This is a genomic window from Flavobacterium sp. PL02 (assembly GCF_035013205.1).
Classification (GTDB): Bacteria; Bacteroidota; Bacteroidia; order Flavobacteriales; family Flavobacteriaceae; genus Flavobacterium.
The window spans coordinates 1334074-1354880 of the sequence record NZ_JAYGJP010000001.1 but is presented as its reverse complement, the minus strand read 5'-3'; the positions used below and the strand labels follow the sequence as shown (position 1 = coordinate 1354880).

General features: G+C 32.8%; 23 protein-coding genes. 16 read left to right on the top strand and 7 right to left on the bottom strand.

The annotated features are described in order from the left end of the window. Positions 1-168: 168 nt before the first annotated feature. The 3 genes from SHI72_RS05705 to SHI72_RS05695 all read left to right on the top strand — a co-directional run bounded on the left by SHI72_RS05705 (position 169) and on the right by SHI72_RS05695 (position 2525). Positions 169-1140: a D-alanine--D-alanine ligase gene (locus SHI72_RS05705; RefSeq protein ID WP_323489326.1), complete on the top strand. Its 972-nt coding sequence runs from the start codon at positions 169-171 to the stop codon at positions 1138-1140. Positions 1141-1268: 128 nt separating this feature from the next. Next, positions 1269-1727 (top strand): pantetheine-phosphate adenylyltransferase, encoded by a 459-nt coding sequence (gene coaD, locus SHI72_RS05700; protein ID WP_035622952.1) that lies wholly within the window; start codon positions 1269-1271, stop codon positions 1725-1727. 219 nt (positions 1728-1946) lie between these two features. Continuing rightward, positions 1947-2525 carry a PhnA domain-containing protein gene (locus SHI72_RS05695; protein ID WP_039112973.1) on the top strand — a complete coding sequence of 193 codons (579 nt, stop codon included), beginning with the start codon at positions 1947-1949 and terminating at the stop codon, positions 2523-2525. 140 nt (positions 2526-2665) lie between these two features. Here the strand turns inward: SHI72_RS05695 and SHI72_RS05690 are convergent, their stop codons facing one another. The 4 genes from SHI72_RS05690 to SHI72_RS05675 form a co-directional block, all read right to left on the bottom strand. Continuing rightward, on the bottom strand, positions 2666-3100 hold the full coding sequence (locus tag SHI72_RS05690) for a hypothetical protein (protein WP_039112974.1): 435 nt from the start codon (positions 3098-3100) through the stop codon (positions 2666-2668). Between the two features lie 161 nt (positions 3101-3261). Then, positions 3262-4608, bottom strand: a complete 1347-nt coding sequence (locus SHI72_RS05685) for a DEAD/DEAH box helicase (protein ID WP_039113086.1) — start codon at positions 4606-4608, stop codon at positions 3262-3264. Between the two features lie 217 nt (positions 4609-4825). Continuing rightward, complete coding sequence (locus SHI72_RS05680; RefSeq protein WP_323489325.1) at positions 4826-5707, bottom strand: dihydrodipicolinate synthase family protein; 882 nt, start codon at positions 5705-5707, stop codon at positions 4826-4828. 17 nt (positions 5708-5724) lie between these two features. Continuing rightward, the gene (locus tag SHI72_RS05675; RefSeq protein ID WP_205625777.1) at positions 5725-6189 is read right to left on the bottom strand and encodes a cupin domain-containing protein; all 465 of its coding nucleotides are present in this window, start codon (positions 6187-6189) and stop codon (positions 5725-5727) included. Between the two features lie 93 nt (positions 6190-6282). On the opposite strand from SHI72_RS05675, the gene SHI72_RS05670 reads away from it, so the two are divergent. Continuing rightward, a complete protein-coding gene (locus tag SHI72_RS05670; protein WP_323489324.1) occupies positions 6283-7695 on the top strand; it encodes a PLP-dependent aminotransferase family protein in 1413 nt (470 codons plus the stop codon). Between the two features lie 216 nt (positions 7696-7911). Here the strand turns inward: SHI72_RS05670 and SHI72_RS05665 are convergent, their stop codons facing one another. Then, complete coding sequence (locus SHI72_RS05665; RefSeq protein WP_323489323.1) at positions 7912-9138, bottom strand: PQQ-dependent sugar dehydrogenase; 1227 nt, start codon at positions 9136-9138, stop codon at positions 7912-7914. Positions 9139-9515: 377 nt separating this feature from the next. Between SHI72_RS05665 and SHI72_RS05660 the strand changes: the two genes are divergently transcribed. From SHI72_RS05660 to SHI72_RS05635, 6 genes are all read left to right on the top strand, one after another. Then, positions 9516-11243: a M14 family metallopeptidase gene (locus tag SHI72_RS05660; RefSeq protein ID WP_323489322.1), complete on the top strand. Its 1728-nt coding sequence runs from the start codon at positions 9516-9518 to the stop codon at positions 11241-11243. Between the two features lie 159 nt (positions 11244-11402). Beyond that, a complete protein-coding gene (locus SHI72_RS05655) occupies positions 11403-11726 on the top strand; it encodes a cyclic-phosphate processing receiver domain-containing protein (RefSeq protein WP_323489321.1) in 324 nt (107 codons plus the stop codon). A 23-nt stretch (positions 11727-11749) separates the two neighbouring features. After that, on the top strand, positions 11750-12163 hold the full coding sequence (locus tag SHI72_RS05650; protein WP_323489320.1) for a hypothetical protein: 414 nt from the start codon (positions 11750-11752) through the stop codon (positions 12161-12163). Positions 12164-12246: 83 nt separating this feature from the next. Next, entirely contained in the window at positions 12247-12417 is a 171-nt protein-coding gene (locus SHI72_RS05645) for a hypothetical protein (protein WP_323489319.1), read from the top strand. 13 nt (positions 12418-12430) lie between these two features. Continuing rightward, positions 12431-13102, top strand: coding sequence for a hypothetical protein (locus tag SHI72_RS05640; protein ID WP_323489318.1), 672 nt, complete (start codon positions 12431-12433; stop codon positions 13100-13102). Positions 13103-13523: 421 nt separating this feature from the next. Further along, the gene (locus SHI72_RS05635; RefSeq protein WP_323489317.1) at positions 13524-13964 is read left to right on the top strand and encodes a hypothetical protein; all 441 of its coding nucleotides are present in this window, start codon (positions 13524-13526) and stop codon (positions 13962-13964) included. Positions 13965-14189: 225 nt separating this feature from the next. Here SHI72_RS05635 and SHI72_RS05630 read toward each other — a convergent pair whose 3' ends face one another. Further along, positions 14190-14801: an NUDIX hydrolase gene (locus SHI72_RS05630; RefSeq protein ID WP_035622920.1), complete on the bottom strand. Its 612-nt coding sequence runs from the start codon at positions 14799-14801 to the stop codon at positions 14190-14192. Between the two features lie 7 nt (positions 14802-14808). Here SHI72_RS05630 and pyrE point away from each other — a divergent pair, with 7 nt between their 5' ends. The 3 genes from pyrE to SHI72_RS05615 all read left to right on the top strand — a co-directional run bounded on the left by pyrE (position 14809) and on the right by SHI72_RS05615 (position 16819). Beyond that, positions 14809-15456, top strand: a complete 648-nt coding sequence (gene pyrE / locus SHI72_RS05625) for an orotate phosphoribosyltransferase (RefSeq protein ID WP_323489316.1) — start codon at positions 14809-14811, stop codon at positions 15454-15456. 70 nt (positions 15457-15526) lie between these two features. Continuing rightward, a complete protein-coding gene (locus tag SHI72_RS05620) occupies positions 15527-15919 on the top strand; it encodes an SRPBCC family protein (RefSeq protein WP_323489315.1) in 393 nt (130 codons plus the stop codon). Positions 15920-16156: 237 nt separating this feature from the next. Further along, positions 16157-16819 (top strand): hypothetical protein, encoded by a 663-nt coding sequence (locus tag SHI72_RS05615; RefSeq protein ID WP_323489314.1) that lies wholly within the window; start codon positions 16157-16159, stop codon positions 16817-16819. Positions 16820-16956: 137 nt separating this feature from the next. Here SHI72_RS05615 and SHI72_RS05610 read toward each other — a convergent pair whose 3' ends face one another. Beyond that, on the bottom strand, positions 16957-17685 hold the full coding sequence (locus SHI72_RS05610) for a biotin--[acetyl-CoA-carboxylase] ligase (protein WP_323489313.1): 729 nt from the start codon (positions 17683-17685) through the stop codon (positions 16957-16959). Between the two features lie 93 nt (positions 17686-17778). On the opposite strand from SHI72_RS05610, the gene rsfS reads away from it, so the two are divergent. The 3 genes from rsfS to SHI72_RS05595 all read left to right on the top strand — a co-directional run bounded on the left by rsfS (position 17779) and on the right by SHI72_RS05595 (position 20807). Next, positions 17779-18150, top strand: coding sequence for a ribosome silencing factor (gene rsfS, locus SHI72_RS05605; protein ID WP_035622908.1), 372 nt, complete (start codon positions 17779-17781; stop codon positions 18148-18150). A 15-nt stretch (positions 18151-18165) separates the two neighbouring features. Continuing rightward, positions 18166-20091: an ATP-dependent zinc metalloprotease FtsH gene (ftsH, locus tag SHI72_RS05600; protein ID WP_323489312.1), complete on the top strand. Its 1926-nt coding sequence runs from the start codon at positions 18166-18168 to the stop codon at positions 20089-20091. A gap of 113 nt (positions 20092-20204) precedes the next feature. After that, a complete protein-coding gene (locus SHI72_RS05595) occupies positions 20205-20807 on the top strand; it encodes a lactate utilization protein B/C (RefSeq protein ID WP_323489311.1) in 603 nt (200 codons plus the stop codon).

Here is a 20807-nt window from a genome sequence, read left to right as displayed (position 1 = left end):
CTATATCTTTTTCCATGCAAAAAAGCATGAAAAAAGGATGCCGCTACCATCGGGGCTAAAACAAACGTTTTCATAACAACATAATTAAAAAAATAAGTTCTCTGGAAAAAACTTTAAACCAGAAAAACTTTAAACTAAAATATTTAAAACTTTAAACTAAAATTTAAAATGAAAAACATTGCCATCATCATGGGAGGATATTCTAGCGAATATCAAATATCACTAATCAGCGGAAATGTAGTATACCAATACCTTGATAAAACAAAATATAATGGTTTCCGAATTCATATTTTTAAAGAAAAATGGGTTTATGTAGATGAAAAAGATGCCGAATTCCCGATAGATAAAAATGATTTTTCAGTAACCGTAGATGGAACAAAAATCACTTTTGATTGCGTGTTCAATGCCATTCACGGAACTCCGGGTGAAGACGGATTAATGCAAGCCTATTTTGAATTATTGCATATACCGCAAACTTCATGCGATTATTACCAAGCCGCACTTACATTCAACAAACGTGATTTACTTTCAGTTCTAAAACCATACGGAATAAAAACGGCTATCTCTTACTATTTAAACAAAGGAGATGTTATCAATACCGACGAGATTGTAAAAAAAGTAGGATTGCCATGTTTCGTAAAACCGAATAAAGCAGGTTCAAGCTTCGGAATCTCAAAAGTAAAAACTGCAGCCGAACTTCCTATTGCAATAGAAGTTGCTTATAAAGAAGATAACGAAATCATCATCGAAAGCTTCCTTGACGGAACCGAAGTTTCTGTTGGTGTAATCAATTACCAAGGAAAAGTTATAGTATTACCGATTACTGAAATTGTTTCTGACAATGATTTCTTCGATTACGAAGCAAAATACGAAGGAAAATCACAAGAAATCACACCAGCGAGAATATCTGACGAAATGACTCAAAAAGTAAGTGAAGTTGCAAAACGCGCTTATGAAGTCTTAAAAATGAAAGGATTCTCAAGAAGCGAATTCATCATCGTAGACAACGAACCATATATGCTCGAAATGAACACAATCCCAGGCTTAACAACCGAAAGTTTGATTCCACAACAAGCAAAAGCAGCAGGAATTTCACTAGAAGATTTGTTTACAAATTCAATTGAGTTGGCTTTGGCGTAGCCCAAAAAAAGGTTCTAAGATGCTAAGTCCCTAAGATTAGAAACTCAAAATCTTAAAAAAAACCTTAGAAACTTAGCATCTTAGAGCCTTAGAAACTCTAAAAAAAAACCTCTGAACCTTAAAAAAAAATGAGAAAAGCCATATTCCCAGGGTCATTTGATCCAATTACACTTGGACACGAAGATATCATCAAACGAGGAATTTCACTATTTGATGAAATCGTAATTGCGATTGGTGTAAATGCCGAAAAAAAATACATGTTTTCACTCGAAGAAAGAAAGCGATTTATCGAAGAAACTTTCAAAGATGAACCCAAAGTAACCGTAATAACCTATGAAGGTCTTACGATAGATTTATGCCATAAATTAAAGGCACATTTTATATTAAGAGGATTGCGCAACCCAGCCGATTTTGAATTCGAAAAAGCAATCGCGCATACCAACAGACGTTTATCCAAAATCGAAACTGTATTTTTATTAACAGCAGCAAGAACATCATACATAAGTTCAAGCATCGTTCGTGATGTATTACGAAATGGCGGAGAATACGAAATGCTGGTTCCAGATGCGGTTAGGGTTAAGAAGTAAATATTTTGCGTAAGTCATTGCGAGGAACGAAGCAAACACACTAAAATGATAAATCACTGGAATAGACATACTAAATGAGATTGCTTCGTTCCTCGCAAAGACAAAACGAAAAAATCCTTTTTAATCCTTTTAATCTGTGGCAAAAAACGAACAAAAATATAAATTTGTCCCCCTCCTAAATTATAAGTAAATTCGCATTTTCAAATAAACAATTAAAAAATGAGCATAGAAAGAGAATTAAACAAACGTAGCGGATCTAAATGTGAACTTTGTGGCGCAACCGAAAACCTAAAAGTATATCAAGTTTTACCAACTCAAAAAGGCGGAATTGATGAAAGCGTAATGGCTTGTAGCACATGTGTAGATCAGATAGAAAATCCAGATAACGTAGATTTAAATCATTGGAGATGTTTAAACGACAGTATGTGGAACGAGAATGTTGCCGTACAAGTTGTTGCCTGGAGAATGTTGAGCAGAATGCGTGCTGCAGGATGGCCACAAGAATTGCTAGACATGATGTACCTAGACGAAGATACTCTAGCATGGGCACAAGCAACCGGAGAAGGTGAAGAAGACGAAAACAAAATCATCCACCGCGATAGTAATGGCGTAATTTTAGAACACGGAGATTCTGTAGTTTTAATTAAAGATTTAAAAGTAAAAGGATCTAGTATGGTAGCCAAACAAGGAACTGCTGTGCGTAACATTCGTTTAGACCATGAAAACGCCGAATACATCGAAGGAAAAGTAGATGGTCAGCAAATTGTAATTATCACACAATACGTGAAGAAAATATAGTTTTTTTAGTCTCAGTTTTCAGTCACAGTATTCAATACTGAAACTGAAAACTGAAACTGAGACTGAGACTGAGACTGAAAACTAAAAAAGGAGGCTATTCAAATCATGAATAGCCTCCTTTTTTATAGTAGATAATCTAATTATTTTTGAAACAATTTACTTACTTGGTCTTTTGTTAAAGCCTCAGAAACATTGTTTGCATTACCTTCTTTGTTCGAAACCATAAATTGAACAGTAGGTTTATCAACACTTGCTGTATAATGCAACCAAACATAATTGTTAGGTAATTCTAGTTTGATATCATACAAAGGAGTTGCTGTAAATCCGTTTACGATAATATTGTAAAGATTTAGGTAATCGTTATCAATATTCTTGAAAGTGAATTTTCTTAAAGTATTGTTTTCATCATCACTTTGAATACAGTTATAAAATACAGTGTATTCGTCTCCAATTTTTTGGATATAATTATTGTTCACTTTACCTAATTTTTCAACTGGCACAGTTTCAATAACTTTAATTTGAGCAAAAGATGCAAAACTTAAAAACAAAACAGCAATAGTAATAATTTTTTTCATAATATTCTTTGGGGTTTATTTATTTTATGGGGCAAACATAATAATAAAAAAAATTAACTCCTTTCTTAGACAGTTAATTTATTGACATTAAATATAATTTATTGTTTATAATTACTTGTCACCACAAACAATAACACAGTAACTATTTGTGTATAAATAAATTACTCCTCTTCTTTCTTAATTACTTTTCTAGCTACTTCTATTTTAAATTTTTTGCCTTTCATCTTCTCTTCTTTGATGTTTTGAAGCAAATCTTTTACTTTATTGAATTTTACTGCAGCAAACGAAATAAAATCTTTCACCTCAATTAATCCCAAGTCACCTTTTTCTAGTTTTCCTTTTTGAGAAAAGAACCCTACGATATCAATTTTATTAAGTTTGTTCTTCTTTCCACCACTTATATATATAGTCTGAAATTCTGGAGGTTTAGGCAAAGTCGTAGCATTATCAACCTTTAAAACATCCATATCATAATTAATATAATCCAGTTTCTTTTCGCTTTCATGAACTAGGATATAAGCCGTTCCCGATGCAAGCATACGAGCAGTACGTCCGTTACGGTGCGTAAACTCATCTTCTTTAGATGGTAAATGATAATGAATAACATGATTCATCTCAGGAATATCAAGACCACGAGCAGCAAGATCCGTTGTGATTAAATAACTCACACTTCCGTTTCTAAACTGAATCAAAGCACGTTCACGCTCATCCTGATCCATTCCGCCGTGATAATAAGTTGCGTAGATCCCTTTTTCATTAAGAGTATCACTAATACGTTCAGCAGCATCACGATGGTTACAGAAAATAATAGCCGATTGCGATTTTAAAGAACAAATAAGATTAAATAAGCTTCCTATTTTATCTTTAGATGGAGAAACCACCATTTTCATCGAAAGATTCGATTTATCTTCCTCCTCAGGTATAAAATCCAAAATCGTTGGATTAATTACTCTGGTATATTTTGGAATTTCAATATCCGATGTAGCCGAAACCAACACACGTTTATTCAATTTTGGTAATTTACCAATGATAAAAGACATTTGCTCATGGAAGCCCAATTGCAATGATTTATCAAATTCATCCAGGATTAAAGTCTGAACTTTATCTAAACGGAAAGTACCTCTGTCGATATGATCAGCAATTCTTCCCGGAGTTCCTATTAAAACTGCTGGCGGATTACTTAGATTCTTAATCTCGGTATCGATAGAATGACCTCCGTAACAAATATTAACTTTGTAATCGGTTCCCATTTTTTTCCAAACCTGTTCTATTTGCAATCCTAATTCTCTCGAAGGAACAAGGATTAAACATTGTACAGAAAGGATTTCGGGTTGTAATAATTCTAAAACTGGTAGTAAAAAAGCTAGAGTTTTTCCTGATCCGGTTGGAGAAAGTAGTAAAACATTATTATCATTCAGGATTGCGTCCTGAGCAACTTCTTGCATTTCGTTTAGGCTTTCGATGCCTAAATTCAAAAGTATATTATTCGAATGGTGTTTCTTATTCATTTTGCAAAAGTAGTCAAAATACTGTTTGTTTAAAGTTTCAGGCTTGAAATGAGAACAGAAATATATGAAATTTAACCGCAAAGCACGCAAAGTTTTTAATAAGCCGGATTTATTAAAATCGCAAAGTTCGCAAAGCTACATGTTTTATAAACCTTGCGAACTTTGCGAAAATCTTTGCGCTCCTTGCGGTTAAATACTTAAAAGACTCAATACCCTACTATTCTAATTCTTTAAAAATCAACTCCAATTCAGCTATTTCATCTTCTGTTAATGGTTTCAACGGACTTCTTAAAAAACCTCCGTCTATTCCCTTAATTTTTAAACCAGCTTTAATAGTTCTTGGCAAACCTTTGTTTACAATAAATTTTAAAAGATTTAATTGTTTGTAAAACACTTTTTGAGCTTCCTGCAAATCATTTTTCTGAATAGCATTGTATAGATCAACATTTAGTTCGGGAATTAAGTTTGGCGCAGCCGTACACCATCCCGTTGCTCCTGCAGAAAATGCTGCCAATGCCAACGGATTTGATCCATTAAAAAATGCAACATCATCACCAAGTTCTCTTTTCAAATAATGCATTCTTTGTACATCTCCACTACTTTCCTTAATCATAGTAACATTAGGGATTTCAAGAAGCCTTTTTAGCAATTCCGGCGACATATCTACTCCACCCGTTGCAGGATTATTATACGCCATTATAGGTATCGAAATTTGCTTAGCAACAGCATCATAATGTTGTACAATTTCATCATCTGTCAGTTTCCAATAGCTCATCGGAATAATCATGACTGCATCTGCACCCGCTTTTTCGGCAAACTTCGCGTGGTAAATTGTTTTTTCGGTTGTTAAATTTGATACACCTACCAAAACTGGAACTCTACCATTAACTTGTTCTATTGTAGCTTCGGTAATTGCTTCTTTTTCTTCATCAGTCAAATACGGCATAACTCCCGTACTTCCTAACGGAGCAACGCCATGAGAACCCGAAACAATCAATCTTTCTAATAACTTTTTGTACAATACAATATCTACTTTTTCGTCTTTGTCAAACGGAGTAATCGGATAGGCAATTATACCTTTAAACAATGTATTTTTCATTTACTTTTCTTTTTTAATTAAAGATCTCTTCCTTCTTCTTCACGCAATGCAACACCTAAATTTTGTAGTTGAGGGGCATTTTCACAAGCTATATATTTAGCCGAAACTACATTACTTAAATTCTTGTGTCTATGCCAAGCCCAACTTGGGATATAAACAGCGTCGCCTGCCTTCCACTCTACTTTTACATCTTCAACTTCAGTATATCCGTGTCCTTCGATTACGTACAATACAGTTTCATAAGTATGCCTGTGTCTGTTTGTCATTTGGTCAGGTAATAATCCTCCAATAGTCATACTCACGTTTTTACTCGGAAGATCAATAAAGAAAACGGGATGCTTTCTTTCAGTAGAAAATTGATTGTGAACTCCGGCTTGTTCAACATCTCTGTGTATTAATTTTTCGGGCATCACAAAAGTTGGTCGTGCAAATGTTTCGTGAAAATCTTTTGATGAAAATTGTTTCTTAGTTTCCATAATCATATAATTTATTTGTTTTTGCATTATTGCGTTACAAAATTACCGTAACTTTGGACTACCCATATAACACAGTTTAAACACAAATACCTAGTCCAGATGTTAAGACCTTGGCAATTAGAAATTCAGATAAATAACAAATCAGATAAAGCAATTTATTTACAAATTGCCGATGCCATTATTGAAGCCATTAAAACAGGAATCCTTAATAGTGGAAACGCTTTACCAGGAAGCAGGCAACTTGCGGGACTACTTAAAGTGAACAGAAATACAGTTATTGAAGCGCTAGATGTACTCATAGCCGAAGGTTGGCTTATTACAATGGAACGAAAAGGAACTTTTGTTGCCGATATTTTACCTATTGCTACAGAAACCACAAACCATAAAAGAAAAACTGAATCTACAACTAAAGAAGTAAAACCCCTTTTAGTTTTTGATGATGGTATTCCCGACAGCCGAATTGCTCCAATGAATGAACTCGCAAGAGCTTACAGACAGATTTTTAATCGGAAATCGCGCTGGCAAATAATGGGTTATAGCAACGAACTTGGTAATTTAGAATTTAGAAAAGCCATTGTTCAAATGCTGAATTTTAAAAGAGGAATGAATATTACTCCAGATGAAATATGCATTACCCGAGGAAGCCAAATGGCCATGTACCTCGCCTCGCATTGTTTATTTACCAAAGGAGATTACATAATGATTGAAAATCCTGGATACAAACCAGCTTGGGAAACATTTGAAAATGCCGGAGCTCAATTACTCCCAATATCTGTTGACAAAGACGGATTAATAGTTGATGAGGTTGAGGAATACGTAAAGAAATACAAGAATATTAAAGCTATTTACGTTACACCGCACCATCAATTCCCAACGACTGTAACATTGAGTTTAAAAAGAAGATTAAAGCTCGTAAAATTATCCAATACTTACGGTTTTACCATTATAGAAGATGATTATGACAATGAATTCCATTTTGGACAAAGACCAATCCTGCCAATTTCGAGTTATAGCAATGCCAAAAACACGATTTACATTGGCACATTAAGTAAAATAGTCGCGCCAGCATTAAGAATTGGCTACTTGGTAACCAATACAGAAACCATAGAAAAAGTAGCCAAACACAGGAAAATAATCGATGTGCAAGGCGATAATATTATGGAAGAAGCAGTTTTACAACTTATAAATGAAGGCGTAATAAAAAGACATATAAAAAGGACTACAATCATTTACAAAGCCAAAAGAGATTACTTTGAAACCATTTGCAACAAATACCTAAAAGACAAAACAACATTCGTAAAACCCGAAGGTGGTTTAGCATTTTGGATTGTACCAAATTCACCCGTAAACATCTCTGAAATTGCAGATAAACTCCTTTTAAAAGGGATAAAAATTATGACTCCCGAAAAGTTTAGTTTCGATAAACCAATATCAGGATTCAGACTTGGTTATGCCTCCTTAACCGAACAACAAATAGAAGAAGGAATTATAGAATTGGCGAAACATTTGTAATGAGTAATTTGTTTCAGGTTTCAAGTTAATACTGTGTGTGTTTATTTAACCACAAAGAGCGCAATTTTTTTTATATTGAATGTATTGACAAACGCAAAGTTCGCAAAGCTATTTGAATATAGCTTTGCGAACTTTGTGAAAATCTTTACTCTCTTTACGGTTAATCCCCACAGGATATTAGAATTCTAAAAATAGGATATACAAAGAAATTAATTGTTATTTTTTGTCAATCTTATAAAGTCTTCCTCCATCAGTAATAGCGTATAATGCTCCATCTTTACCTTGAGTGACATCTCTAAAACGTTGGTTTTCTGAAGCCAAAAGTCTTTCTTCCCCAACAACTTTATTGTCTTTTATGGCAAGACGTACGATATGCATTCCGCTTAAAGCCCCTATGAAAAGATTATTTTGCCATTCTGGAACACGATTTCCTGTATAGAAAGTCATTCCGCTTGGTGAAACCACTGGATCCCAATAGTAAACTGGTTGCTCCAAACCATCTTGTTGCTGAATTCCCGCTCCAATTTTTTCTCCGCTGTATTCTATTCCGTATGTAATGGTTGGCCATCCATAATTTGCACCTGCTTTTATACGATTGATTTCATCTCCTCCACGTGGTCCGTGCTCAGCAACCCAAATTTCGTTAGTAACAGGATTAAGTGCTAAACCCTGTGGATTTCTATGACCAATACTATATAATTCTGGCAAAGCTCCAGTTTGCGTAAAAGTAGGATTTCCTGTTGCGGGTTGCCCTTCTTTTGTTATTCTAACTACTTTACCCAAACCTGTCACAACTGATTGTGCTAATGGTCTGGTTTCAAGCACAGATCTTTCTCCGGTAGTTACAACAAGAAAACCTGTTTTATCGAAAAGAATACGTCCGCCATAATGAAGCGTACTTGCATTGGCTGGTTTGGCTCTATAAATAACGGTTGCGCCTTCGATTGTTTTTTCATCAACTGATAATTTTCCTTTGGCTACTGCTGTATTGTTTCCACCAGTTGTAGCTTCTGCAAAAACCCAGTAAATCATACGATTAGTTGCAAATTCAGGGTCAATACATAGTCCTAATAAACCACCCTGTCCGGCAGAATTAACGGAAGGAATACCTGTAATTGTACTACTTACAACTCCTGTAGTCGTAGCGATACGCATCGTTCCTGTTTTTTCGGTGATTAATAATCTACCATCAGGAAGACTTGTAATTCCCCATGGGCTTGTTAATGTTGTAGCAATAACAACTCCCTCATAAGGTGTATTGGTTTGCACACCACTAATTCGGGTCTGTCCTTCAAATGCTGGTTTGTAAGTTGTATTGGCAGCATTTCCTTCTACAGGATTTGTTATTGTACCTGGATTTACATCGACATCTTTATCACTAGAGCAGCTTAATAAACTTATTAGCATACTCGAAACAATAGCAATTTGGTTAATATTTCTCATAGTTTTGGGGTTTTATAATTAAAACATAACGAAAGTCATAATTATAAAATAAAAAAAGTTATATAATTTATGAGAAAAGTTATATGATTATAAGTTTCAAAATGATGGCTTTATTTTAACGCCAAGTTATTTTACCATAAAGTTCGCAAAGCTTCTTGGCACTTTTATCTACCTTGCACTCTTTGCGTAAAACCGTGCCTCTTTTGCGGTTAATCTTTACTATAGTCAAAACAAAACTTTATATTCTTTATAGTTAATCGTCGCATAATATTAGACAATCAAGCAACCTTTTGAACCTTTGCAACTTAGTCCCGAAGCTTCGGGATAGTGCCTTAAAAGAAAATAATTATATTTGATTTCTATTAAAAAACCAAACCATGAGAATTTTTACTTTATGCTTTTTATTGTTAACCTGTTCGATATTTGCTCAGAAAAACAATAAATACGACACTTATTTCGAAAAAGGAAACGGAAACCAATCTGCTAATTATCAAGAAACCATAAAATACTATACGCTTCTTGCACATGATTTTCCAACTATCAAAATGGAAGAAATGGGACTCACAGATAGTGGATATCCTCTACATATGATTACTTTTAATCCTGACAAGCAATTTAATTTTGAGGTAATCAAAAAGAATAAAGCAGTAATTCTTCTTAATAATGGAATCCATGCTGGCGAACCTGACGGAATTGACGCAACTATGCAACTGTTTAGAGATTTGGCTTTAGGAAAGATAAAAACACCAAAAAACACCGTAATAGTAACAATTCCTGTTTATAATATTGGCGGTGCTTTAAACCGAAACTCCACAACAAGAGCCAATCAGGATGGACCAGAAGAATATGGCTTTCGCGGAAATGCCAGAAACTATGACCTAAACCGTGATTTAATTAAATCGGATACTCGCAACACGAAAAGTTTTGTGGAGATATTCCATAAAACAAACCCTGATGTGTTTATCGATAATCATGTAAGCAACGGTTCTGATTATCAATATAAGCTGACTTATATTATGACACAACATAATAAGCTAGGAACTGTTTTAGGAGATTATCTAAATCAGGAGATGATGCCGGCATTAGTAAAAGATTTGCAGAAAAAAAATCTGGAAACAACACCTTATGTCAATGCATTTGAAGAAACTCCTGACAATGGTTTTATACAATTTTCGGATAGTCCGCGTTACACAACAGGATACACTTCTCTTTTTAATACAATAGGTTTTGTGGTCGAAACACATATGCTTAAAAATTATGCCGACCGTGTAAAAGCGACATACGAATACATGACTTCTACAATTGATTTTACAGATGCTAATTATAAAAAGATAAAGGAAATGCGTTTAAAAAACGAAGCGCAATATGCACCTAAAAAACCTTATACCATTAAGTGGGAAATTGATAGCACAAAAATGACAACCTTTTCATTTTTAGGATATGAAGCAACTCATAAAAAGAGTGAAGTTACAACTGGTAATAGATTATTTTATGACAGAACAAAACCATACAAAAAAGACATTCCTTATATAAAAGAATTCAAATCGGTTAAGGATATTACTGTTCCTACGGCGTATATTATTCCTAAAGGATTCTGGAATGTTATCGATTTACTAAAAAGCAATGGCGTTACATACACCCAACTAAAAAAAGATACTATTATAGAAGTTGAAAGTTATAGAATTGCCGATTTTAAAACGACAAATTCGGCTTACGAAGGACATTATTTGCACCGAAATACTAAAGTAACTTCTCAGTTAACAAAAGTACCTTTTTATAAAGGCGATTATGTATTCTCGACCCAACAAAAGGCAATTAAATACCTATTAGAAACATTAGAACCCGAAGGCGTTGATTCATTTTTTAACTGGAATTTCTTCGATACTATGTTACAACAAAAAGAAGGTTACTCAGAGTATGTTTTTGAAGATACAGCGTCTAAACTTCTAAAAGACAACCCAAAATTAAAAGCAGATTTGGAACAAGCAAAACTCAAGGATCCGAAACTTGCCAAAGATCCCGAAGCACAACTGGATTGGGTTTACAAACATTCTGCATATTATGAAAAGGCGCATATGCAATATCCAGTATATCGATTGTTGTGAATTTAACCGCAATCCCGAGGCTTCGGGAGCAAAGGTTTTTTATATTGATTCTCTTGTAAAAACGCTAAGGTCGCAAAGCTGTTTCGCTAATCCTTTGTCAAAGTTTTTTTGAACTTTGACAAAGGTAAATAGCACATTAATTCACAAAAAACTAAATAAATGCCGTACAAACTTTTTCTTGACGATATTAGAGATGTAAAAATGGTTTACAAGAACTTAACTGATGCTGATTTTGTAATAGTTAGAAATTTTCATGATTTCAAAAAAGCAATAATTGAAAATGGACTTCCGGAATTAATTAGTTTTGATAATGATTTAGGATTAAACGAAAACGATACTATTGCCGAAGATGGTTATGCTGCTGCAAAATGGTTAGTTTATGAATCTGAACTTGATCTAAGGAATTTAAAATTTAATGTGCATTCTGCTAATCCTGTAGAAAGCTTGCTTGATAACTACATTAAACATCTAAAAAATCACTAAGTCTAAATATTACAATGATAGAAATGACTAAAAACAACAAACTAAACTCAGTACTTTTAATCACAATTGTTTTATTTATATTTTTTTGTGCTTATTACTTGTTTTTTTCTAAAGACTTACAAATAGAAGTTTACAACAAAACGAATCATAATATAGACTCTCTTGAAATTGATAATAAATATTATAATATTGAAAAAGGAAAGTCTCTGGTAATTAAGGATTGCAAAAAAATTTTCATTCAAGATGGATTACCCTTTGGAGCCCCTAACGGAATCATAAGAGATAAACAAATTGATACTACTCAATTTGTTCTTTGCGGAACTGGAATTGAAGCTGTTACGAAAGGGAAATATAAGTTTGATATTAAAGTGTTAGAAGATCAAAAATTTTATATACTATCTTGGGAAGAACATAAACCCGATAGCGCAGATTTATAACCCGTTCTACGTAGTGTTCGCAATTGCTGTGCGAAGTCTCCTGACTTCGTACCCATTACTATATTCCGTTCCAATTTTATTTTTTGATTCTCTATGCAGATTATTGGAGTGGCTCAAAACTTGCTAAATTTGCACATGAACCTTACCTTACAGTTAATACACTTGATTATTCTTACAAAATAAACATTGATCCTGTATCATTATGGGATTGGCAAGGAAAAATAGCAAGGAAAGCTTCACAAATAGAACCTTAAAAGATCATATTTTATGAAATATTTAATACATATAGCGCTAGTATTATTATTAATTATCCAAGGATGCACCACAAATAAAAATATAAAAATAAAAAAACCAGTAATAAATAATTCTATCGAAAAATTAGAAATATCAAATCTTCCTGATGAAATTGTAACAAGTAAAACAAATAAAAATGTTTATATAACTAAAACAGATAATTCATATACTATTAGAGATAAGGACGGGAAAACTATCGTATATTATTCCAAAGGATATGAAACTGGTAGTGCATTTTCCGGATATGATTATTCAGAAAATCCAATAATAGGGATATATAAAGAATTTTATCCTAATAATAAAATAAAAATAAAAGGAATTTATTGTTGGTTTGGATTTAAAATAGGTAAATGGTATAGCTATTCAGAGAATGGAGATTTAGTCTCTACTGAAAATTTTGACAATGGTTTTATATACACTAATGATCAAGTGTTTTCATATTGTCAAGAAAATGGAATCTCATTAGAAAAAAAAGAGAGTGGTTATACGACTACTATATCTAAATATAAGTCCATTCCAGATAATAACAATTATTGGGTTATTCGATATCCTAATTATGAAAAACAAGCTTATATAAATATTCAAATAGATGGTTTAAATGGAAGTGCTGTCAAAACAGTAGAGTCACCATTTCCTGCAGATTAAAAAACCCTTTGCTAAATTTCGTTCCAATTTTTTCATTCTCTTTGCCGATTATAGGGATGAGTACGAAGTCGGGAGATTTTGCACAGGAATTAAAAATCCGTGCTTTTGGATGTAAAGAACTTTAATTTTACACAAAATACTCCAAACTTGTCATTTCGAGGAACGAGAAATCTTCGCAAGAAACTAACTCACAGCTTTTTATTAAATAGTCGAGCTTCTCGCGAAGATTTCTCGTTCCTCGAAATGACAAAATGCACAGACCAACTTTAAACTTGAGCTTTTATCAAAGTTACTTACGCCCTTGATTGTAAACTTAGACTAAAGACGAATCCTTTTCTACATTCAACCAATTATGGTTTTCCGTAATATTACTATGTTTTAAGTTTTTACTTTTGAAAAACAAACTTAGAACCTAACTATAATGAATAAAATAATCCTTTTATTATTAATTTTAATTGTTTCAATCTCATGTCAAAAAAGCAAAATTGAAAATCTACAAAATGAAATAGAAAGTATCATTAAACCAAATCTGAATGATCCTAGTAGCTATGAATTCAATTCTATGCATTTAGATTCTATAGAATACCTTACAAGTAAACTAGAAATGCAAACGATTTTAAAAGACATTCGCAACTTAGAGAAAGAAAATAATAAAATATCTCAAGAACAAATCAGTTTTCTTAAAAGAAAAATTCATTTTTATTCATCTCTAGATAAATATAAATTTAAAGGAAACTTCTCGTTTAGGGGAAATAATAAATTTGGAGCAAAAATTCTAGCAGAATATATTTTTGAAGCAGATAGTACTTACAAACTTATATATATAAGAGATAATAATGGAGACACTATTTATAAAAACTGAGACTGAATAATACTTAACCACAAACAAAATCCTGCGTGAGGGATAGCAGCAAGCTACCAAAGTAGCGCGTATAGCCCGACAGCATATAAAAAAAGACCCGATGAACGTAATGCTCATTGGGTCTTTTTTTATATGGTGGCACGCCATTATTAAGGTAATAAGTAACTAAGTTTCTGTGATGCTAAGTTTTTTCATTTCGCATTTTCCAAAAAACATCTTACATCTTTATTCTTTTACAATAATCTTATTTTCTTCTTCGAATAGTAACTTGATGTTTTCGTAGGAGTTTTTTAGTGCTTCTTTTATTTGAACGGGATTCAACCAGGCAACTTTTTCGATTCCTTCTTCTAATTGTCCTTGTGGAGTTCCTTTAAAATCGGAATGCATTTCGAACCAATGCGTGATTTTTAATTTGTATTTTCCGTTACGTTTAAAAACGTGATATGTCTTTTGTAATTTATTGGTAATTCGTAATTTTCCAACGCCTGTTTCTTCTTCTACCTCACGCATGGCAGTGTCTTCTATCTCCTCACCTTTTTCTATTCCGCCTTTTGGTAAGTCCCATTTTCCATTTCTGAAGATGAATAATACTTCTCCTTTTTTATTATAAACTAATCCTCCTCCTGCTTTATTTACAGGAATTTTTGACTTTAACGTTTTCATAATTTCCTTTTCGTCAGGATGATATAAATACGCCGCTTGAATTTTATTTTGGAACATTTTGACAATAATTTGCTCTATGTCAATACTTTCCAACAAGAACAATTGAAAATTAGTCTCTTTGGAGATTTCATTTGTCAAAAAAAGTGGTTTGTCGTTCACAAAAACTTTATACATTTGTACTATGATTTTTAATAAAGATACTGCCGAAAAAACAGCCGAATTGCTTTTGCAAATAAATGCAATTAAATTGAATCCAGGAAATCCTTTTACATGGGCTTCGGGATGGAAATCACCTATTTATTGTGATAACAGGCTAATTCTCTCATTTCCAAGCATCAGAAATTATGTTAGAGATGAGTTTGCTAAGAACATTGAAAAACAATTTGGTAAGCCAGATGTAATCGCTGGAGTTGCTACAGGAGCCATAGGTATTGGTATTCTTGTTGCAGAGAGCTTAGGATTACCGTTTGTATATGTTAGACCAGAACCTAAAAAACACGGAAGACAAAATCAAGTAGAAGGTTTTTTACAAAAGGGACAAAATGTTGTTGTTGTGGAAGATTTAATAAGCACAGGAAATAGTAGTTTACTTGCTGTTGAGGCTTTGCGTAATGCTGGAGCTAATATTAAGGGTATGGCTGCAATATTTACTTATGGCTTTGATGTTGCTGAGAAAAACTTTCAGGATGCAAAAATCGACTTATACACATTGAGTAACTATTCGAATTTACTGAATCTTGCTGTTGCTAAAAAATATATTCCAGAAGAAGATTTAGTTACCTTGCAGGAATGGAGTGTAAATCCTGCTATTTGGAAACAAGAAGAATAATTTTAGAATTTAGATTGTTGATTTAGATTAACGATTTATGATTTGATTTTAATAAAAAATAAAATAAAATATGAACTTAGAAAGTCCAAAAGTTACTGTTCAGAAATCGGCTCAAGAATTATTTGATTTATTGAGTGATGTGAAAAATTTTGAAAAATTAATGCCAGATAACATTGCTAAATTTGAAGTAATTGGCGAAGATGCTTTTATTTTTGGATTGAAAGGTATGCCAGAAATAAAATTAAAGATGAAAGAAAAAACAGCTCCAAGCAAAATTGTTTTGGGTGCTGCAAGCGATAAACTACCATTTACATTGGTATCTAACATCGAAACTGTTTCGGACTCTTCTAGTGCTGTAAAACTTGATTTTGAAGGGGAATTTAACCCTATGATGGCAATGATGATAAAAGGCCCTATTGGGAAATTTATCGAAACTCTTGCCAATAATATGACTAAGCTTTAATTATTAGTTTTCGATTGTTAATTATAAAATTTAAAAAATCCGATTTAGCTAAACTAAATCGGACTTTTTATTTTAGCTCATAACTAAAAATCTTTGAACCTTTACTTCTTAGAACCTTAGTACCTTAGTACCTTTAAGAAGAACAATTCATCTATAAAAAAATACAGTTCGGAAATTAAGTTTATGCTGAACGAAATTATTATCAGAAGTTTGAACCATTAACTAAAAAACATCAAAATGGAACTAACTATCAAGATTTTAATTTATATCCATGCTTTCTTTGGAGGAGTTGGGTTAATTACTGGAATTGGAAGCGTAATTGTAAAAAAAGGAAAGCCTTTACATCGAAAAATGGGAAAACTATTCTCTATCGGAATGCTAACTAGTTCGATTCTTTCACTTATAGTTTGTTGTTTTCCAAAACACCACAATATTTTTTTATTCTTGATTGGTTTATTTACAATATACCTGGTTATTTCAGGAAATAGAGCTTTGACTTTTAAAAACAAGGCAAAAGCTGATTTAACTGATAAGATAACTTCGGGAACTATGCTATTTTTCTCTGTAATAATGATTTCACTTGGAATATTTTGTCAATTAAACAGCATTGAAAACGGAATCTTATTTACTTTCTTTGGTGGATTTGGGTTTTATATGACTGTGAAAGATTTTATTTATTTTAGAAATCTTTCGGAGAAAAATAAAGGTTGGTTATCCAAACATATCGGAAAAATGATTGGCGCTCTGATCGCTTCAATAACAGCTTTTATCGTTGCTGGATTGGGTATCGGAAATATAATTACATGGATAACACCATCAATCATAGGAACGCTCTATATAATATACTGGAATAGAAAATTAAAATCTAAAACCGTAAAAACAATAAAAGTTCAAGTTTAAAAACTTTTGAACTTTATTTAAGTCTATGATTAAAAAAATCAAAGTGATTTTATTTTTTCACAGAGTTACTAAGGGCTATGAAAAACAATCAAAATAAAACCTTTGAGCCTTTGCCTCTCAGAACCTTAGTACCTCTTTTAATAAAGCATCTTAATTTCCTTAATCTCAAATTCTGAAACTGAATCATCTTCTAGCAAAACTTGTAATTTTCCTATTGGAGAAACTCCCTGAATAATTCCCATGAAGTTTTTATTCTCAAGATTTTTAAAAGGCATTGGAACTCCTTTTCTAAATAATTTATTAAAATACTCATTCCAAAAGATGGTAGATTGCTCTTCCCAAAGAAGAATATTCTCTTTCATTTTCTCAACAATCAAAACAACTAGATTTTCTTTGCTAAATTCGGCGTTACAAATCACGGCTAATGAAGATGCTTTTGGCAGATTTTCGAAATTTGTCTGGTTTACATTTAAACCTAAACCGACTACTGACACGATAGTGCCATCACTTTTGAGCGTATTTTCTATCAAAACACCACCTATCTTTTTATTATATGACATAATGTCGTTTGGCCATTTTATACTTAATTCAGGAATATTTAATTCTTCTAAAGCTTTTATTACTGATAATGAAAAGATAATATTTAAATTAAAAAACTGCTCATTATCAAGCAAGAAATCCTTTACCAACACACTCATTATTAAATTCTTACCAATATCAGAACGCCAAACCTCTCCCATCTGCCCCTTCCCTTTTGTTTGATTTTCAGCAGTTACAACAGTAAAATTCTCCGACTCTTGTTGGCTACTTAATAATTTTAAGAACTCATTTGTTGAATCTATGGCATCGAGTTTGATTAGTTTCATCTAAATAATTTATATAACTTAATTTAATATTTTGTTAAGGTTCAAAAATAATCACAAAAATTGGTAACTTTACAAACTCATATAAAATAATTCATGGCGAAAAAGACTGTTAATAATGATGTTCTGTTAGCGAACATAATCAAAGGAATCGAAGAAGTAAAAGGAAATGATATTAGTATCTTAGACTTAAGGGAAATAGACGCAGCAGTTTGCGATTATTTTATCGTTTGCAACGGAAATTCGAATACCCAAGTTAACGCCATCGTAGGCTCAATACAAAAAACTGTATCTAAAGAATTAAAAGACAAACCATGGCATGTAGAAGGAACCGATAACGCTGAGTGGGTTCTTATGGATTATGTGCACATTGTTGTTCACGTATTTCAAAAACACATTCGAGAATATTATAATATCGAGAGTCTTTGGGGAGATGCCAAAATCACTACAATCGAAAACAAATACTAAAGAAACTTTCTTCAAATGGCTAAAGATAATAATCCAACCCCGAGTAAATTTAAAATAAGTCCTTGGTTAATTTATACCGCAATACTTTTAATATTTTTATTTATCAGTTTTGCAACCGGAGGATCAAGTTTACAAGAGCCTGCCCAATTAACTTCTTCTAAATTTAATGACTTTTTAGAAAAAGGACAAATTGACAAAGTAATTGTATACAATAAAGCTGAAGCTGAAGTGTATCTTAATGCTGCTGCACTTAAGGATCCAGCGCAAAAAAAAGTATCTAAAGACATTTTTGACAGACCTAATAAAGGTCCTCACTATACTTTAGAAATTGGTAACGATCAAATTTTTCAAACTAAATTAGAAAAAGCAGTTAGCGAAGGCAAACTGAAAGATTTTAATTTCCTTCAAAAAAATAACTGGAGTGACATATTAATTAGCTTACTTCCTATTATCATTATTATTGGTGTTTGGATTTTCATTATGAGAAAAATGTCAGGCGGCGCTGGTGGCGGTGGCGGACAAATTTTCAACATTGGAAAATCAAAAGCTAAACTTTTTGACGAGAAAACTGATATCAAAACTACATTTAAAGATGTAGCTGGTTTAGAAGGTGCGAAAGAAGAAATACAAGAGATTGTAGAATTCTTGAAAAACCCTGAAAAATATACCAACTTGGGAGGTAAAATACCGAAAGGTGCTTTACTTGTAGGACCTCCTGGAACTGGTAAAACATTATTAGCAAAAGCTGTAGCTGGCGAAGCACAAGTACCATTCTTCTCATTATCAGGTTCTGATTTTGTTGAAATGTTTGTGGGTGTTGGAGCTTCACGTGTACGTGATTTGTTTAAACAAGCTAAAGAGAAATCTCCTGCAATCATTTTTATTGATGAAATTGATGCTGTAGGTAGAGCTCGTGGAAAAAGCAATATGTCTGGCGGAAATGACGAAAGAGAAAATACACTGAACCAATTACTTACAGAAATGGACGGTTTTGGAACAAACTCTAACGTAATTGTACTAGCTGCAACAAACAGAGCCGATGTTCTAGACAAAGCTTTAATGCGTGCTGGTCGTTTTGACAGACAAATTTTTGTAGACTTACCAGACATTCGTGAAAGAGCAGAAATTTTTCAAGTACACTTAGCTCCTTTGAAAAAAGTAGAAGGTCTTGATTTAGATTTCCTTGCAAAACAAACTCCAGGTTTCTCTGGTGCTGATATTGCTAACGTATGTAACGAAGCTGCATTAATTGCTGCAAGAAACAACAAAACTGCTGTAGATAGACAAGATTTCCTTGACGCTGTAGACAGAATTGTAGGTGGACTAGAAAAGAAAAACAAAATTATTACTCCTGACGAAAAGAAAGCAATTGCAATTCACGAAGCAGGACACGCAACTGTAAGCTGGATGTTAGAGCATGCTGCACCACTTATTAAGGTAACTATTGTTCCTCGTGGACAAAGTTTAGGAGCTGCATGGTACCTACCAGAAGAGAGACAAATCGTAAGAACAGATCAAATGTTAGACGAAATGTGTGCTACTATGGGTGGAAGAGCTGCTGAAAAAGTAACTTTTGACAGAATTTCGACTGGTGCATTAAGCGATTTAGAAAAAGTTACACGTCAAGCTCGTGCGATGGTAACGATTTATGGATTGAATGACAAAATCGGAAATGTTACTTATTACGATTCAACAGGACAAAGCGAATACAACTTTTCAAAACCGTATTCTGATGAAACTGCAAAAGTTATCGACCGTGAAATTTCAGAATTAATTGAAGGTCAGTACCAAAGAGCAATAAAAATATTAGAAGAAAATAAAGATAAGTTAAATCAACTTGCTGAAATCTTAATTGAAAAAGAGGTTATTTTTAAAGATGACCTAGAAGCAATTTTCGGAAAACGTACTTTTGATAAAAACCTAGAAGAAGTAGTTTCATAATACTATTCAAATAATTTAATTATTTTTAAAATCTTAATTCAAAAGCCACTTTTGAATTAAGATTTTTTTATCTTTGAACGTTTTCAATTAACATGTAAAGCATTTCAACAATAATGAGCTTTTTTAAAAAATTATTTGGTTCAAGCCATGACGCATCTGATGAAGAGAATCAAAGTGAATATAGCAATTCACTTTCTGAGAATCCTCTTTCTATAGATGAACAATTCATTTTCAATTTTAAAAAGAATGGAGGTAAATTTTTATACTGCGAAAATATTCAGGAAGTAACGGAGCAATTTGAAAACATCTTAGAAGAAAATGATTGGTTCGAGAGTGAAGCTGCATGTTTTGAGCCAGCCTTATTTCATTTACTTGAAGAAAATAAATTAATTTACCAAAGTCCAACTAATCCTAAATTCTTATTAGCTAGTTGTGAAAACCTAATTGCTGAAGAAGGTTCTATATTGTTTTCATCAAAACAAATTAAACAAAACAAACCTAACGAGTTGCCTATAAACATTGTTATTCTTGCAACTACAAGTCAAATTCTTACTGCAAAAAGTGACGGTCTTAGTGCCATAAAACGTAAGTACGAAAGAGATTATCCTACCAATATTACCACTATAAAATATTTCGAAAAAGCAAAAGAAGAAGACTTTACGCAATACGGAAGTGTAGCGAAGAACTTATATTTATTGCTCTTAGAAGACCTGTAA

Coding starts and splice junctions, on each gene's coding strand:
- SHI72_RS05615 (WP_323489314.1), top strand. CDS start 16,157: ATGGAACTAACTATCAAGATTTTAATTTATATCCATGCTTTCTTTGGA.
- SHI72_RS05690 (WP_039112974.1), bottom strand. CDS start 3,100: ATGAAAAAAATTATTACTATTGCTGTTTTGTTTTTAAGTTTTGCATCT.
- SHI72_RS05680 (WP_323489325.1), bottom strand. CDS start 5,707: ATGAAAAATACATTGTTTAAAGGTATAATTGCCTATCCGATTACTCCG.
- SHI72_RS05630 (WP_035622920.1), bottom strand. CDS start 14,801: ATGTATAAAGTTTTTGTGAACGACAAACCACTTTTTTTGACAAATGAA.
- SHI72_RS05650 (WP_323489320.1), top strand. CDS start 11,750: ATGACTAAAAACAACAAACTAAACTCAGTACTTTTAATCACAATTGTT.
- SHI72_RS05640 (WP_323489318.1), top strand. CDS start 12,431: ATGAAATATTTAATACATATAGCGCTAGTATTATTATTAATTATCCAA.
- SHI72_RS05660 (WP_323489322.1), top strand. CDS start 9,516: ATGAGAATTTTTACTTTATGCTTTTTATTGTTAACCTGTTCGATATTT.
- coaD (WP_035622952.1), top strand. CDS start 1,269: ATGAGAAAAGCCATATTCCCAGGGTCATTTGATCCAATTACACTTGGA.
- SHI72_RS05610 (WP_323489313.1), bottom strand. CDS start 17,685: ATGAAACTAATCAAACTCGATGCCATAGATTCAACAAATGAGTTCTTA.
- pyrE (WP_323489316.1), top strand. CDS start 14,809: ATGATTTTTAATAAAGATACTGCCGAAAAAACAGCCGAATTGCTTTTG.
- SHI72_RS05670 (WP_323489324.1), top strand. CDS start 6,283: ATGTTAAGACCTTGGCAATTAGAAATTCAGATAAATAACAAATCAGAT.
- SHI72_RS05655 (WP_323489321.1), top strand. CDS start 11,403: ATGCCGTACAAACTTTTTCTTGACGATATTAGAGATGTAAAAATGGTT.
- SHI72_RS05635 (WP_323489317.1), top strand. CDS start 13,524: ATGAATAAAATAATCCTTTTATTATTAATTTTAATTGTTTCAATCTCA.
- SHI72_RS05665 (WP_323489323.1), bottom strand. CDS start 9,138: ATGAGAAATATTAACCAAATTGCTATTGTTTCGAGTATGCTAATAAGT.
- SHI72_RS05620 (WP_323489315.1), top strand. CDS start 15,527: ATGAACTTAGAAAGTCCAAAAGTTACTGTTCAGAAATCGGCTCAAGAA.
- SHI72_RS05675 (WP_205625777.1), bottom strand. CDS start 6,189: ATGATTATGGAAACTAAGAAACAATTTTCATCAAAAGATTTTCACGAA.
- SHI72_RS05685 (WP_039113086.1), bottom strand. CDS start 4,608: ATGAATAAGAAACACCATTCGAATAATATACTTTTGAATTTAGGCATC.
- SHI72_RS05595 (WP_323489311.1), top strand. CDS start 20,205: ATGAGCTTTTTTAAAAAATTATTTGGTTCAAGCCATGACGCATCTGAT.
- ftsH (WP_323489312.1), top strand. CDS start 18,166: ATGGCTAAAGATAATAATCCAACCCCGAGTAAATTTAAAATAAGTCCT.
- rsfS (WP_035622908.1), top strand. CDS start 17,779: ATGGCGAAAAAGACTGTTAATAATGATGTTCTGTTAGCGAACATAATC.
- SHI72_RS05705 (WP_323489326.1), top strand. CDS start 169: ATGAAAAACATTGCCATCATCATGGGAGGATATTCTAGCGAATATCAA.
- SHI72_RS05695 (WP_039112973.1), top strand. CDS start 1,947: ATGAGCATAGAAAGAGAATTAAACAAACGTAGCGGATCTAAATGTGAA.